Below are 13,860 nucleotides of genomic sequence, written 5' to 3' on the forward strand. Positions count from 1 at the left end.
GGGCGACCGTGCTTCGGCTGCCCCACTGCGTGCCCGCTGCCTTCGGACCGCCGTGTCCGGCCGGGCCTACGCCAGGTAGTACGGCCGGTTGTGCGCGGCCACCGGGGGTGACTGGTAGGTCCAGGCGCCGGCGGCCGCGGTGTCGCCGACCAGGCGGGCCAGGTCCCGGCCGACGTCGGCGGCGGGGTCGTGGACGGTCAGGCGGGTGCGGTCGGCGGCCGGCCGGGACAGGTCGTACCAGTGGTAGGGCTGGTAGAGGTTCATCGGTCCGGCCAGCGCCCGGCCCTCGGAGTCGGTTCCGTAGCCGGTGACGGGAGTGTTGTTGGCGGGGACGGCGGCGAGCCCGCCGAGGTCGGCGGAGAAGCTGAACAGGGTGTCCTCGTGGCGGTCGACGGAACCGCCGGGGGTGATGTCGGCCGACTTGGTGTGCACCGTCCAACTGTGCTTGTCCGCCTGCCCGTTGAGGGACGGCAACTCGACCTCGAACCAGCCCGGATACTTGGGTTCCGCGTACAGGGCGCGGCCCGCGTCGATGGCCAGCGGGTTGTCGCACAGGACGTGGATGCGGGCGATGCCGAGCAGCCGGGTCTGGTCGAAGCCCTGGGCGTACTGCTCGTACGTCACCTCGGGCACCCGGTCCGCGGCCGCCGTGGGGAAGGCGACGATGTTCACCTCGACCTCTTCGGTGATGCCGCCGCCGAAGGGGTACTGGGCGAAGTAGAGCTGGTAGTTGACGGACACCAGGGCGCGGTCCGCGAACTCCGCGGCGCTCAGGGCCGGGTGGTGTTTGGCCAGCAGATCGCGGACCGGGTCCGGGTCGACCAGGAAGTCCAGACCGATCTGGTGCAACGCCCCGTAGTGGAACGGCAGTTGATACTGATCGGGGACCGGAGGGAGGGGCTGCGGGCTCATCGGGCGGCTCCGGAGTCGAGGAGGGCTGGGCGGTGGCGTTCGACGAGGTCGGCCTCGATGCGTTCGGCGCTGCGCAGGGCGAGGGCGGCCATGGTCAGGGTCGGGTTGGAGGTGGCGACGGACGGCATGCTGCCGCAGCCCACCGCGTACAGACCGGGGTGGTCCCAGCAGCGCTGCCAGGAGTCGACCACCGAGGTGTCGGGGGAGCTGCCCATGATGTGGGTGCCGGCGCCGTGCCCGGCGCCCCGGTAGCCGTACACGCGGCCGTTGTGCTCGTAGCGGCCGGGCCAGCTCCCGTCGTCGGGGAAGTCGGTGCGGTCCTCGGCCCCGAGCCGGGCGAAGACCTGGTCGGAGACCGTCTTCGCCGCCGCTATGCCCTCCCGGACGTGGTGGGAGAGGTCGTACGTCGCGACCGGTCGCGGCAGGCCGAGCCGGTCGCGCAGGGTCGGGTCGAGGGTGATCCGGTTGGCGGGGTCGGCGCTCTGCTCCATCTCGAACTGCAACGCGAACTGCCGCCCGACGCGGTCGCGCAGGGCCTCTCTCAGCTCCGTCCCGAACAGTCCGCGGCCGTCCGGCCCTCCGCTGCGCAGCAGTTCGGCGACGTCGCCGTCGACCGGGCCCTTGGCCCACAGCCAGCCCCAGTTGCCGATCTCGATGCGGAACGGGGCCCGGGTGCGGCGGGCGGGTCCGGCGCGGAAGCCCTCGAAGCCGGACGTCGAGCCGGGACCCCGGTAGGGGCCGACCGGCTCGGGCATCAGACCCCAGGTCAGCAGCACCGGGTGGTCCATCAGGTTGCGGCCGACCTGCCCACTGCGGTTCGCGAGGCCGGACAGGAGCAGCAGCCGGGCGTTCTCGACGGCGTGCGCGGCAAGGACGACGACGGGGGCCGTCGCGGTCCGGGCCGTCAACTCCCCCGTGCGGTCCGGGCCGTGAGCGGTGTATGTCAGGTACTCGACGCCGGTCGCCCGGCCGTCCGGTGCGACGAGCACCCGGCTGACCACGGCGCGGTCCACCAGGGTGACCGAAGGGGCCCAGTGGGCCTGCGTCTTGAGCGGGGTGTACTTGGCCTGGGAGGGACAGAGTGGAATGCAGGTCGCGCTGCCCAGGCAGCGGCTGTCCGGGTCGGGGCGGCCGTGGGCGCCGGCGGGGACATAGCCGACACCGCCGTCGTACGCGGGGTTGGGCACGCCGTTGCGTGCGTGCGGTGTGCCCACCACACGCAGCTCCACCGTGTCGGGCATGCCGGGGTCCTCCATCCGGCTCCCGTCGAGACGCTCGGCCAGTAACCGGTCCAGGCGGCTCGCAGGGATCGCTCGCATGGGAAAGACGTAGTTCTCCGGGAACGGCAGCCCGACCCGCTGCCGCTGTTCCTCGACATCGGCGGCCACCCCGAGCCGGCGCTCGGCCGCTCGATAGTGGGGTTCCAACTCGGCGTAGGAGAGGGGCCAGTCACGCCCGTACCCGAACGTCGTCAGGGTGGCGAAGTCTTCCGGCAGCATGCGCGGGGTGAGCCCGGTCCACACGTTTCCGGTGCCGCCGTTGGCCCGTACGTATCCACTGCCGTAGGGAAGCCGTCCGCGCTGGACGAGGTAGCCGTCCCCGGTTCCGCCCAGGTCGGAGGCGTCGGGCCAAGGGGTGGCCGGATTCGGCAGGTGGGCCGAGCCGGGGCCCTTCACCGACGCGGCGAAGTACCGCTCCAGGGCGTCACGGTGGGCCTGCTCGGGGTCGGCGTCGCGTACCCCCGCCTCCAGCACCAGCACTCGGCGACCGCGCTCGCCCAGCTGCCCGGCGACGAGAGATCCGGCGATCCCCGCGCCGACCACGATCACGTCGTACGGCGCCTCCTGCCCCGTCATGGAGGCGGACCGCTCGGGCCGGGCGCTCATCGGACCGACTCCGCCCCGGCCGGCGTCCCGGCCCAACTGCCGAACACATCCGGGCGGGTACCAGGGGCGTGCATGCCCAGCGTGCGCCAGACCAGGCCCGCCGCATAGGACGCCGATGAGACGACGAAAGAGCCGGAGCCGCCCGGCCGTCCGGGCCAACTACCCGTGTACCAAAGGTGGGTGATCGCTCGGGCGAGCTCCAGGAGCTCCCCGTCCACGCGCACCGCAGCGGGGGTCCCCGGCCCGGACAGCGCGTCCACCAGTCGCGTGCAGCGCTCGGAGCCGGCCTGCGCCAGCACCACCGCGCGATACGTCTCCCCCATTCCGAGGGCAGTCAACTCCTCCGCCCCGAAACCGGTCAGCCGGGCGGAGGCATCGACGAACGCGCCGACCTCGCCGTCGCTCGCATCGTCGTGCGCTGCTGTCATTCGAGCTCCCCCTCATCACGACCGAGGTCCCGTGGCAGCCCTCGACTGTGCTCCGGCAATCAACTGTGCCCGGCGGCCGGCCCATCACGGGCCTGGACGGGGAAGCTGTCCTGAATCGGGCGTGCCAAGACGGGAGTTCGGGGAGCACCCTGCCCCCTTGAAGAACGCCGCGTCGGTGCGGTGTCCGAGCCGACGGATGCGCTGTCGCGGTCCGCTGATTGGCCGAATCCCTGGTCATCGCCCGTCGGCCGGACCTCGTGCAGCCGAGGAGGGTGTTCCTCGTCCGGGGCGGCCTCCACCCGGTCGGTGCGATCAGAGGCCCGGCCGACCAGGGACGCCGTACGCCGCAGGGTTCAGGGGCGGAGGTCAAGTCCGTATCGCACCTCACACCCCATAGCGGTCGAACCCCCGGGTGCGCCACTCCTGGCCGTCGGGCAGGACGGCGAGCGCTTCGTAGCCGTCCAGTGTCTCCAGCCACTCCCGGGCGCTGCCGCCTCTGGCGAAGGCCGCGGTGGCGTAGGTGTCGGTCAGGGTCAGGCGGGGGCCGATGAGGGTGAGGGAGGCGAACGTGCGGGCGGGCGTGCCGGTGTGGGGGTCGAAGATGTGGTCGCCGCGTTCGAAGGTCCCGGAGGTGGCGACGGCCAAGTCGTGGGGAGCGCTGATGACCGTGAGGAGCCGGCCGGAACGCAGTGGGTGGGCGATCCCAACACGCCATTTTGAGACCTCAGTTGGGCGGCCCCGCAGCTGGAGGTCGCCTCCGCCGTTCACGCAGGTGTGGTGCGCGCCCGCTTCGTGAAGGAGCTGGGACGCGGCTTCGGCGGCCCAGCCTTTGACGAGACCGGAGGGGTCCAGGGCGCCTGCGGGGACGACGCTGAACCATCCTTCGCTGACGTGCGCGGCCTGGGCACAGAGCGACATGACTTCGCGGACTTCGGGCGGGCAGTCCGCCAGGCGGATCTCGCCGCGGTCGAGGCGGCTGATGTGGCTGTCGGGTCGGTAGGTGGAGAACACGGCGTCTACGCGGTGGAGTTGTCGCACGGCCGCGGCGAGCGCCGCGCGGATGGCGGGGGTGGGCTCGTCGCGGATGTCGAAGGAGAAGACGGTGCCCATCACGTGCTCGACGTGGCGCAGTCCGGTCGCGTTGTCAGGCATGGGCCCGGTCCAGGGCGCTCTGGAGGGACTGGATGTAGCCCTGGCTGGTGTAGCTGGCACCGGAGATGGCGTCGATGCGGGCGCTCTGGGCGCCGAGGGCCTCCTGGGTGAGACGGGGCAGGGCGTAGGCGGCGATCCGCTGGTCGCGGCCGTTCTGGTCCGGGGCCTGGAGGACCTTCACGGCAGTGATCTTTCCATCGGCGAGGGTGGCGGCGACCTGCACGGTCCCGTACTGGGTGTCGATGGGGTCCCCGGTGAACGTCCCCGTTCCGGTGGAGGTGCCGCTGGGGACGTGGACCGTCGTGGTGGGTCTTGCGGTCACCCCGGCGAGGGTGGGGGTCTGGTGGGGTTTGAGGGCGAGCAGGGTGACGACCAGGGCGCTGATCCCGGTGGTGGCGAGGACGGCTCGGCGCATGACGGTACTCCTCAGAGGGCGAACGACTCGTGGTGGATGCGCCGGGCGGGGACGCCGGCTTCGCGCAGGGCCCGGATCGCGGCCTGCGTCATGCCGGGCGGCCCGCACAGGTAGACGTCATGCGCGGCCAGGTCCGGGACCAGCGCGCTCAGCGCGCGGGCGTTGAGGGGCGAGGAATACGCGGCGGGTTCGTCGACGACGTAGTGGACGACGGCTCGGCGCCGGGCCGCTATTGCATCAAGTTCACCGCGCAGGGCGAGGTCGTCCGGGCGGCGGGCGCGGTAGACGAGGCTCACCTGGCCGGGCAGGGTCTCGAAGAGCGTACGCAACGGGGTGATGCCCACCCCGCCGGCCAGGAGCAGGACCTTGGGAGAGGTGCGACGGTCCGCGGTGAACGCCCCGTAGGGGCCCTCGGCCCACACCCGCGTACCGGGCCTCAAGAGGGCGAGGGCCGCACTGTGCCCGCCTGCCGTCTTGACGGTGATGCGCAGGTGCCCGGGGTGCGCGGGGGCCGAGAGGGAGTAGGGGTTCGCGGTCCACCACAGCCCGCGCGCGAGGAAGCGCCAGCGCAGGAACTGCCCTGGCGCGCCGCCGAGTTCGTCGAGGCGGTGGCCGGTGAGGTGGACGGAGACGATGCCCGGCGCCTCGGGGTGTACCGCGGCCACCCGCAGGCGGTGGCGGAGTCCGCGGCGGACGGGGACGGCGAACCGGTACCAGGCGATGAGGGCCGCGACCCCGAGGAACAAGGCGTACCAGGCCACTTGGGCGGTCCGGTTGCCCACGAAGTCGGCGCCGTTGGACAGTTGGTGACCGAAGGCGAGGAACACGGCAAGGTAGGTCGCGAAGTGGAGGTAGTGCCAGGTCTCGTAGCTCATCCTGCGGCGTGCCGCGCGGGCCGAGAGCACTCCGGTCACCAGGAACAGCAGAAAGCCGATCGTGCCCTTGAGGAGGTCGGGGTAGTCCAGGACCAGGGTGGCGGTCTGGCTCAGCACGTTCGTGTGGGAGGTCAGCGAAGAGCCCCAGATGATCAGCAGGGTGTGGGCGAGGGCGAGGCCGACGGTGCAGCGGCCGCCCAGCGCGTGCCAGCGGGCGAGCCGGTCGGTGCCGACGGTGTGGTCCACAAGCGGCACGCGGGCCATCAGGGCCAGGAGGACCGCGCAGGCGTAGCCGGCCAGCAGACCGGTGATGCGGCCGGCGCCGGTGAGCCAGCCCGAGGGGCCGACGACCGAGGACGTGTCACTCCACCACAAGGCCAGCACCCCCACGGCACCGGCCCAGATCACCAGCGGCACCAGGTACGGGACGGCGCTGCGGCGCGGGCGCCGGTGGCGCAGCCCGCGGCCGGCGGCCGTGGTGGGCGTGAACGTGGCGGTCATAGGGCTCCTCCGGATGGGACGCGCTCCGGCGATGGGCGGCCAGCCTCACAGCCCAACCTCTGAGTAACCTCTGAAACGACCCTCGTCGGCCCGCCCGCCGCCGATTCAGAGGAAACTCAGAGACTCGCCCCGCCCCGCCCCGGTGCGCATCGGGAGATGCTGAAGGGACCATGGACGAACCACACACCACCCCGCTGCTGCACCGTCCGGACGGGGAGCCCGTGCGGATCCTCGTCGTCGACGACGAACCCGATGTCACGGACGTCCTGTCCGGCGTCATGACGGGCGAGGGCTGGCAGGTGCGCACCGCCGCGGACGGCACGACCGCCCTCGCCACCGCACGTGACTTCCGGCCCGACGCGGTGGTCCTGGACTGGATGCTCCCCGACCTCGACGGACTGCAGATCCTGCGCGCACTGCGGCGCGAAGCACCCCAGGTGTGTGTCCTGTTCCTGACCGCGCGCGACGCCGTGGAGGACCGCATCGCCGGGATCACCGCGGGCGGCGACGACTACGTCACCAAGCCGTACAGCCTGGAAGAGGTACTGGCCCGCCTGCGCGGGCTGCTGCGGCGGGCCGGGATGACCGCGGAGCCGGGCGCCGAAAGGATCACCGTCGGGGACCTCACGATGGACGAGGAGGCCAGGGAGGTCCGGCGTGGCGGCGTCGAGGTCGAGCTGTCCCGCACCGAGTTCGAGCTCCTCAGGTTCCTGATGCGCAATCCCCGCCGGGTCCTGTCCAAGGCACAGATCCTGGACCGGGTATGGGCGTACGACTTCGGCGGTCGCGCCCATGTCGTCGAGCTGTACATCAGCTATCTGCGCAAGAAGGTCGACGCCGGGCGCACCCCGATGATCCACACGGTGCGCGGGGTCGGCTACGTCCTCAAGCCGGACTCGCCGTGAAGCGCCCCCTGCCCTGCACTCTGCGCGGCCAGCTGACCGCCGGACTCGTCGCCCTGCTCGCCCTCGCGTGCCTCGCCGTCGGCGTCACCACGGCACTCGCGCTGCGCGGCTTCCTGGTGGGGCGCCTCGACGAACAACTCGCGGCCTCCGGCGGCCGGTTCGCCGCCAGCCTCGAACACGAGGCAAGGCCCGACGCCGACAACCGCCCCGACACCCGGGGCCAGTCCGAGTCGACCTTCGGCGCCCGCCTGCTGAACGGCACCACCACCCAGGCGGCCGTGGTCCACGACGCCACCGACCGCACGGTCCGGCTCACGGACGGCGACCGCAGCGCGCTGGCGCGGGTTCCCGTTGACGGAAACGGGCACAGCATCCATCTCTCCACTCTGGGCAAGTACCGAGTCACGGCGGTCAACGGCGACGACGGGGACCTCATGATCACCGGCCTGCCCTTGCACCCGGTGGAGGAGACGGTGCACCGCCTCGAAGCTGTCGAGGCCGTACTCTTCAGCGCGGCCCTCCTGGCCACCGGCATCGCGGGGGCCCTGTGGGTACGCATTTCGCTGCGCCCCCTCCAGAAGGTCACCGCACGGGCGGCAGAGGTTTCCCAACTGCCGCTCGCCAGCGGCGAGATCGCCATGCCGGGACCGCTCCCCGACACCGATCCCCGCACCGAGGTCGGACAGCTCGGCACCGCCCTCAACCAGATGCTGGGACACGTCGAGGACGCCCTCACCCGCCGCCACGCGAGCGAGGAAAGGCTCCGCCACTTCGCCGCCGACGCCAGCCACGAACTGCGCACACCCGTCGCCAACATCCGGGGCCACGCAGAACTCGCCCTTCGTCACCGAGGAGCCGTACCCGCCGAGGTCCGCCACGCGCTGGAGCGCATCGGCGGCGAATCACAGCGCATGACCCGGCTCGTCGACGACCTGCTGCTCCTCGCCCGCCTGGATGCCGGGCGCCCCCTCGAACAGGAGCTCGTAGACCTGACGCTGCTGATCCTGAACGCGACCGACGACGCGCGTGCCGCCGGCCCCGGTCACCACTGGCTCCTCGACCTCCCCGAAGAACCGGTCACCGTAACCGGCGACGCCCACCGCCTCCAGCAGGCCATCGGCAACCTCCTGGCCAACGCCCGCACCCACACCCCGCCCGGCACCGAGGTGACCATCACCCTCAGCACCGGCGAGGGGAACGTCCAGGTGGACGTCGCCGACGACGGTCCCGGCATCCCCGAAGAAATCCAGCCCGAGGTCTTCGGCCGCTTCATCCGAGCCGACCACGCCCGCTCGCGCAGCACCGGAAGCACCGGCCTCGGCCTCGCCATCGTCCATGCCGTGGTCACCGCCCACGGCGGCACGGCAACCCTCACCAGCCGCCCCGGACACACCACCTTCCGGATCACGCTCCCCGGCTGAACAATGACCCTGCCTCGGCCCAGCAGCGCAGCGAGCAGGGTTGATTTGCCCGATGCCGTTCGCGCCGGTGATGGCGACCCGGTCCGCACACCGCCCGGTACGACGGTGCAGTTGGCGCTGCCGGTCGGCCGGTTCGACAGGTGCGGCGGCGGGGCGTGGGGTGCTCGCAGAAAAGTTCGGATCGAGTGCAACCGGGTTGCCGTCCCACGCGTATAGGAGGCGACATCGCACTTCACATGGGGGACTTCATGCACCAGGACCGTTCTGCCGGGCGGATCGCCGGCCGGCTCGGCGCCGCCGTCACGGTTTGTCTCGCCCTGCTTCCGGTCGTCGGCTGCTCGGCGGCGGCCGGAGAGCCCGGCGCGCGGGCTTCCGCGGCGGCGCACGTGGACGCCAAGGACGGCCGCGGCCCGGGCACGGCGTCGGCCGCACCCACGGCGGCGTCCACCCCCGAGCCCGCCGCGCTCGCCCAGGCCCAGGTGAACATGGCCGACGGTCAGACGGTCGGTGTGGGCATGCCGATATCGGTCACCTTCCCCAAGCCGGTCCCCGCCGCCGACCGCAAGGCCGTGGAGAGTCTGCTGCGGGTGCAGACGTCCACGGGCACGACGGGCGCCTGGAGCTGGGTGAAGGACCAGAACCTCCGGGACGGCCGGCGCGTCGACTTCCGCCCGAAGACCGCCTACTGGCAGCCCGGAACCAAGGTCACACTCCATGTCGGCGTCCATGCCGTGCGCCAGTTCACCATCGGCCGTTCCCTGACCGCCTCGGTCGACGTGGACGCGCACATGATGACGGTCCGCGCCGACGGCAGGACGACGCACATCCCCGTCACCACCGGACGACCCGGCCTCGACACGTGGAACGGCACGATGGTCGTCATGGACAAGGCGCCCAAGGTGCACATGGACTCCCGCACGGTGGGCCTCGGCGACGCGTACAACGGCGACTACTTCTGGGCCGTCCACCTGACCACGTCGGGGACGTATGTGCACCAGAATGAGCGCGCGGACACCGAGGCGGGGCACCACAACGTGACCCACGGCTGTGTCGGGCTCGCCACCGACGGGACCGCCCGGAAGTTCTACGACCAGATCCGGGTCGGTGACGTCGTCACCGTCTCCGGAGGCAAGAAGGACATCGTCGCGACCGGCAACGGTTACGGCGACTGGAACCTGAGCTGGGAGCAGTGGCTGGCGCAGAGCGCCGCCGGGGAGACCTCGACCGCATGAGCCCCGCCGCACCACCGCGCACCCCGCGCCCATCCGCGTAAGACGCCGTAAGACCCCGTAAGAAGAGAGCAAGACAAGGTGACCGAGGACGAGTTCGACGTCTTCTACACGGCTGCCTATCCACGTCTGGTCGGCCAGCTGTACGCCCTGACGGGTGACCACGCGGAGGCACAGGACGTGGTCCAGGAGGCGTTCGTACGGGCCTGGGACCGTCGGGCGTCCGTCCTGACGGGCGACCGGGCGCCCGAGGCGTGGCTGCGTACGGTGGCCCATCGCCTGGCGATGAGCCGGTGGCGGCGGGCCCGGCACTGGTGGGAGCTGGTTCGGGGCGAGTCCGCACCGCGGCTCGTGCCCGAACCGAGCCCCGATCACGTGGCCCTGGTCGCGGCCCTGCGCCGGCTCCCGGAGACCCAGCGGACCGCGATCGTGCTGCACCACCTGTGCGATCTGAGCGTGGAGCAGATAGCCGCGGAGACAGGGACGGCCAGCGGCACGGTCAAGGCCCGTCTGGCGCGCGGCCGTTCGGCACTGGCCGGCTACCTGACGAGTGAGGAAAACCATCCGACGGAGGAAGCCCGTGTCTGATCGACCGCCGGCGCACACCCTGGCCGGGACAGATCTCTGCGACCGCCTCCACGCGTTGGCCGTGCACGGCGCGGTTCCGGCCCCGACCGCCGGAGCACAGGTCAGGATCCGTGCGGTACGGCGCCGTCGCGGCCGGCGCGTACTGCTCTCGACCACCGTGCTGGCGGCCGCAGCGGTCGTCACCCTCGCCTCCGGCGCCCTCGGCCCGTCGGCGCCACCGCCTCCGCCCTCCTCAACTGCCGCTCCACCGAGCCCTGTTCAGGATGTTTTGATCGACCTCGACACGCACCGGCTGACTGTCGACGGCCGCAGTTTCCGGATCGGCGCGCCGGACCCCCACTGCCCGATCGGCGAGCAGGCGGTCACCGTCTCGGCGAAGTACCCCGTAGTGAACCTCGTCCCCAACGAGATAGGCGTCGGGCGGCCGGGCCCCAGGAACTGGGCGGTCACGTTCACCGATCAAGACCACCAGCAACGCCTCCTGCTGTTCGAGCTGCCCCCTTCCGACCTCCCCAGCGTCGGGGCGGACCACATCCTCGGTGCCGTAGGAGTCGCGCCCGCGTCGGGCAAGCAGGTGTACGACGCGGTCAGGCTCGGCGCGCGGGTGCGGATCGAGGGCGGGCAGCGGTCCGAGAAACCGCTCTCGCACTCGGCGTGCATCGACCGCCAGCCGGTCAAGGGCGGAGGCTGAGCACCGGCCCTCCCTCGCAACGGCCACGGCGGCAGCAAGAGGACCGCGGCGGTGACGATCGTGGCGGGTCAGGCGTGGTGGATCAGGTCGGCGGACGCATGGCCCACCGGATGGTACGGGTCACCCCATGGCCTCCCAGCCGCACCACCGTCTCCTCCACCACCGGGATGCGCGGCAGCTGCAGCGCACGGCGCGCCCAACTCGGCAGCAGCCCCACGGCGTTGGCGGCGAGCACGCCGTACGCCGGGCGGGCCGCCCAGGGCAGCGGCGGGGTGAGCAGCAGGAAGCGTGCCGCGTCGCGGGCGGCCGGGGTGGCGCGGAGTTCGGGGCGGTAGGCGTCCAGCCGCCGGTACAGGGCGGGCAGGTCGGTGGGCGGGTCGTCGGCGCCGAGGGCCCGGGCGACCCGCGCGCCTTCGGCGATGTAGCGGGTGCGCTCCGCCTCGGTCAACGGATGGGCACCGAACCGCTGGTGGGCTCCGAGGAAGCAGTACGCCTCGGCGGTGTGCACCCAGGTGAGCAGATGCGGGTCGTCGGCCCGGTAGGGCCGCCCGTCCGGGGCCGTGCCGCGAATCCGGGCGTGCACGGCCCGCACCCGGTCCACGGCCTGCTGGGCGTGGTCTTCGGTGCCGAAGGTGGTGACGGCGAGGAAGGTGCTGGTGCGCTGGAGGCGGCCCCAGGGGTCGCCCCTGTAGCCGGAGTGGGCGTCGACGGCTGCCATGGCGAGCGGATGCAGGGACTGCAGGAGCAGGGCCGCGATGCCGCCGATGAACATGGAGGCGTCTCCATGCACGGTTCGCACGGGCGAGTCGGGCGCGAACCAGCGCGGGCCGGGCGTGTCATGGATGCGGGCTCGGTTGGCGGGCCCGTCCGGCCCCGCCACGCGGGAGAAGAGGGCGGCTCCGATTCGTGTACGCATCGTGTCCACGAGCATGACTCCAGTATCGCGCGCCGGGGCAAGCCCGTGGCCGCGCCGTTGCCGGCTGCTTCCGCCCGAAGACCGGCAGGGGCCGTCGAAAACGTCGGTGAGTGGTGAGCGCGGGGCGTGAACATGCTGGTGGTAGCGGTGGCCGCCCCGGAATGAGCAGGTGCGTGTGCCTGTTTTCGAAGTCGGCAGGCCGATGTCGTGCCACTCGGCCTCCCGCCGCTGTCAGTGCCCGCTGGCAGGATCACAGGCATGACACCTTTGCTACTCACCGACATCGAACGAGCCGTCCGCAGCAGTTGGAGTGCCGAGACGTGCACCCCCGAGTTCCGATCCCGCTGGTCCGGGGACAACCCTGCCCGGGATCAGTGCGGGGTGACCGCCATGGTGCTCAATGACCTGCTGGGAGGTGAGTTGATCCGGGGAGAGGTCCACGTCGACGGAGAGCGTGTGGACTACCACTGGTGGAACCGCCTGGGCATGGGCATGGAGATCGATCTCACCCGTGAGCAGTTCCGACCGGAGGAGGTCGTCACCGCAGGCATCGTGATTCCCCGCCCTCCCGTGACCGAATGGCGCCGACTCCAGCAGGAGTACGAGCTGCTCCGCGACCGCGTCTTGGAGAAGCTCGACATAGTGCCGTGAGTGGAGCGAAGTAGCGTCCGGGCCAAGGGCGTTGGCACGCCTCACGCGAGCGACGGCCTCTCGGCTGTCGAATCCGTGCGGACACCCTTACGCCAACCGTCCTCTGCCCCATCATGGGTGGGTGACTGGGACTGAGGACTCGCTCTGGAACACGACCGTAGGGCCGTCCGACTACTCGGCGGCCACCGAGAAGTACCAACAGGTGATACTCGAGCAGTACAAGTTGTGCGTCGAGATGGCCGACCGGGTCAGCGCCCGGCGCAATCTGGCCAATACCTTCTTCCTCTCGGTGAACAGCGCGGTGGTCGCGACCATCGCGGTGGGCAGAGGGCTGTCGACCGTCTCGCTCTGGGTGCTTGCGGCCGGTCTGGCGATCCTGGTCGCCCAGTGCGCCGCATGGTGGCTCATGGTGCGTTCGTATCGGCAGCTCAATGCCGCAAAGTACAAGGTCATCGCCATGTTCGAGGAGCGTCTGCCGACGTTCGCCTACTCTCGCGCGGAATGGGCGATGCTCGGCGAAGGAAGGGACTGGCGCCGGTATCTGCCTCTGACGCACGTTGAGCAATGGGTGCCCGCGATCTTCTCCGCGGCCTATCTTCTGGCCTTCGTCGCGCTTGTACGGTGACGCCGCGAAGCAGCACCTGGGCGTTCCGCTTCTCGGGGCCGCGCTCCGCGCCCTCATCGCGTTAGGATCGGCCGCTTCAGCGAGGCTCTCGGAGGGGCGGCGCATGCCGACCGTTGCGGTGACTGGACATATGGATCTCACGGCGGCCACCGCCAAGCGCGTCGAGATGGCGCTGCGTCGCTTCTTGGCGGAGCAGCACGGGAAAGGCGGCGAACTGGTCGGCGTCTCCTGTCTCGCGTCCGGCGCCGACACCCTGTTCGCCGAGGCAGTACTCGACACGGGGGGCACCCTGGTGGCAGTGCTGCCGTCGCGGGACTACCGCGCGGCGCATGTGACGGCGGATCACGCTGCGGCATTCGATCGGCTGGTCGACGCCGCGTCGGAGGTGGTGGTCATGCCGTTCGACGGCGCTGAGCGGCAGGCCTACGAGGCGGCCAACACAGAGTTGATCGAACGTGCGGACATCCTGGTGGCGGTGTGGGACGGCACCCCTCCCTCAGGGCAGGGCGGCGGCACTGCCGACACGGTCCAGGAGGCCCGCCGCGCCGGCGTCCCCGTGCACGTGGTGTGGCCCGAAGGCGCCGCACGGGTCAGTGGCTGACAGTGGTTGCCCTTTCCCGAGTGCAGCACAGGGTTGCCCAGGATGCTCCTTGACCGACAAATCC

The 13,860-nt window shown here is 71.4% G+C and carries 15 protein-coding genes; 8 read left to right on the plus strand and 7 right to left on the minus strand.

Going from position 1 to position 13,860, the window contains the following annotated elements; genetic code table 11:
* Positions 1-66 precede the first annotated feature (66 nt).
* The 6 genes from IE267_RS34850 to IE267_RS34875 form a co-directional block, all read right to left on the minus strand.
* Positions 67-912: a hypothetical protein gene (locus IE267_RS34850; protein WP_189765965.1), complete on the minus strand. Its 846-nt coding sequence runs from the start codon at positions 910-912 to the stop codon at positions 67-69.
* The gene (locus IE267_RS34855) at positions 909-2,798 is read right to left on the minus strand and encodes a GMC family oxidoreductase (protein ID WP_229861602.1); all 1,890 of its coding nucleotides are present in this window, start codon (positions 2,796-2,798) and stop codon (positions 909-911) included. Before IE267_RS34855 ends, IE267_RS34850 begins: the two co-directional genes overlap by 4 nt.
* Positions 2,795-3,226 carry a hypothetical protein gene (locus IE267_RS34860; protein ID WP_189765966.1) on the minus strand — a complete coding sequence of 144 codons (432 nt, stop codon included), beginning with the start codon at positions 3,224-3,226 and terminating at the stop codon, positions 2,795-2,797. Before IE267_RS34860 ends, IE267_RS34855 begins: the two co-directional genes overlap by 4 nt.
* Positions 3,227-3,610: 384 nt before the next feature.
* Positions 3,611-4,378 (minus strand): FAD:protein FMN transferase, encoded by a 768-nt coding sequence (locus IE267_RS34865; RefSeq protein WP_229861603.1) that lies wholly within the window; start codon positions 4,376-4,378, stop codon positions 3,611-3,613.
* Positions 4,371-4,793: an FMN-binding protein gene (locus IE267_RS34870; RefSeq protein ID WP_189765967.1), complete on the minus strand. Its 423-nt coding sequence runs from the start codon at positions 4,791-4,793 to the stop codon at positions 4,371-4,373. The genes IE267_RS34865 and IE267_RS34870 overlap by 8 nt, the downstream gene beginning before the upstream one ends.
* A gap of 11 nt (positions 4,794-4,804) precedes the next feature.
* Positions 4,805-6,169, minus strand: coding sequence for a ferredoxin reductase family protein (locus IE267_RS34875; protein ID WP_189765968.1), 1,365 nt, complete (start codon positions 6,167-6,169; stop codon positions 4,805-4,807).
* A gap of 170 nt (positions 6,170-6,339) precedes the next feature.
* On the opposite strand from IE267_RS34875, the gene IE267_RS34880 reads away from it, so the two are divergent.
* From IE267_RS34880 to IE267_RS34900, 5 genes are all read left to right on the plus strand, one after another.
* Positions 6,340-7,074, plus strand: a complete 735-nt coding sequence (locus IE267_RS34880; RefSeq protein ID WP_167151249.1) for a response regulator transcription factor — start codon at positions 6,340-6,342, stop codon at positions 7,072-7,074.
* A complete protein-coding gene (locus tag IE267_RS34885) occupies positions 7,071-8,495 on the plus strand; it encodes a HAMP domain-containing sensor histidine kinase (RefSeq protein ID WP_189765969.1) in 1,425 nt (474 codons plus the stop codon). The genes IE267_RS34880 and IE267_RS34885 overlap by 4 nt, the downstream gene beginning before the upstream one ends.
* A gap of 248 nt (positions 8,496-8,743) precedes the next feature.
* On the plus strand, positions 8,744-9,727 hold the full coding sequence (locus IE267_RS34890) for a L,D-transpeptidase (RefSeq protein WP_189765970.1): 984 nt from the start codon (positions 8,744-8,746) through the stop codon (positions 9,725-9,727).
* Between the two features lie 78 nt (positions 9,728-9,805).
* Entirely contained in the window at positions 9,806-10,312 is a 507-nt protein-coding gene (locus IE267_RS34895) for a SigE family RNA polymerase sigma factor (RefSeq protein ID WP_167151255.1), read from the plus strand.
* Positions 10,305-11,003, plus strand: a complete 699-nt coding sequence (locus IE267_RS34900) for a hypothetical protein (RefSeq protein ID WP_189765971.1) — start codon at positions 10,305-10,307, stop codon at positions 11,001-11,003. Before IE267_RS34895 ends, IE267_RS34900 begins: the two co-directional genes overlap by 8 nt.
* Positions 11,004-11,085: 82 nt before the next feature.
* On the opposite strand, the gene IE267_RS34905 is transcribed toward IE267_RS34900, so the two are convergent.
* Positions 11,086-11,919 (minus strand): oxygenase MpaB family protein, encoded by an 834-nt coding sequence (locus tag IE267_RS34905; protein WP_229861604.1) that lies wholly within the window; start codon positions 11,917-11,919, stop codon positions 11,086-11,088.
* 258 nt (positions 11,920-12,177) lie between these two features.
* Here IE267_RS34905 and IE267_RS34910 point away from each other — a divergent pair, with 258 nt between their 5' ends.
* The 3 genes from IE267_RS34910 to IE267_RS34920 all read left to right on the plus strand — a co-directional run bounded on the left by IE267_RS34910 (position 12,178) and on the right by IE267_RS34920 (position 13,796).
* Positions 12,178-12,570: a YunG family protein gene (locus IE267_RS34910; RefSeq protein WP_189765973.1), complete on the plus strand. Its 393-nt coding sequence runs from the start codon at positions 12,178-12,180 to the stop codon at positions 12,568-12,570.
* A 121-nt stretch (positions 12,571-12,691) separates the two neighbouring features.
* Complete coding sequence (locus IE267_RS34915; RefSeq protein ID WP_167151280.1) at positions 12,692-13,195, plus strand: RipA family octameric membrane protein; 504 nt, start codon at positions 12,692-12,694, stop codon at positions 13,193-13,195.
* Between the two features lie 103 nt (positions 13,196-13,298).
* Positions 13,299-13,796, plus strand: a complete 498-nt coding sequence (locus IE267_RS34920) for a hypothetical protein (RefSeq protein ID WP_189765974.1) — start codon at positions 13,299-13,301, stop codon at positions 13,794-13,796.
* The last annotated feature ends 64 nt before the right edge of the window (positions 13,797-13,860 follow it).

The organism is Streptomyces xanthochromogenes, from assembly GCF_014650455.1.
Classification (GTDB): domain Bacteria; phylum Actinomycetota; class Actinomycetes; order Streptomycetales; family Streptomycetaceae; genus Streptomyces; species Streptomyces xanthochromogenes.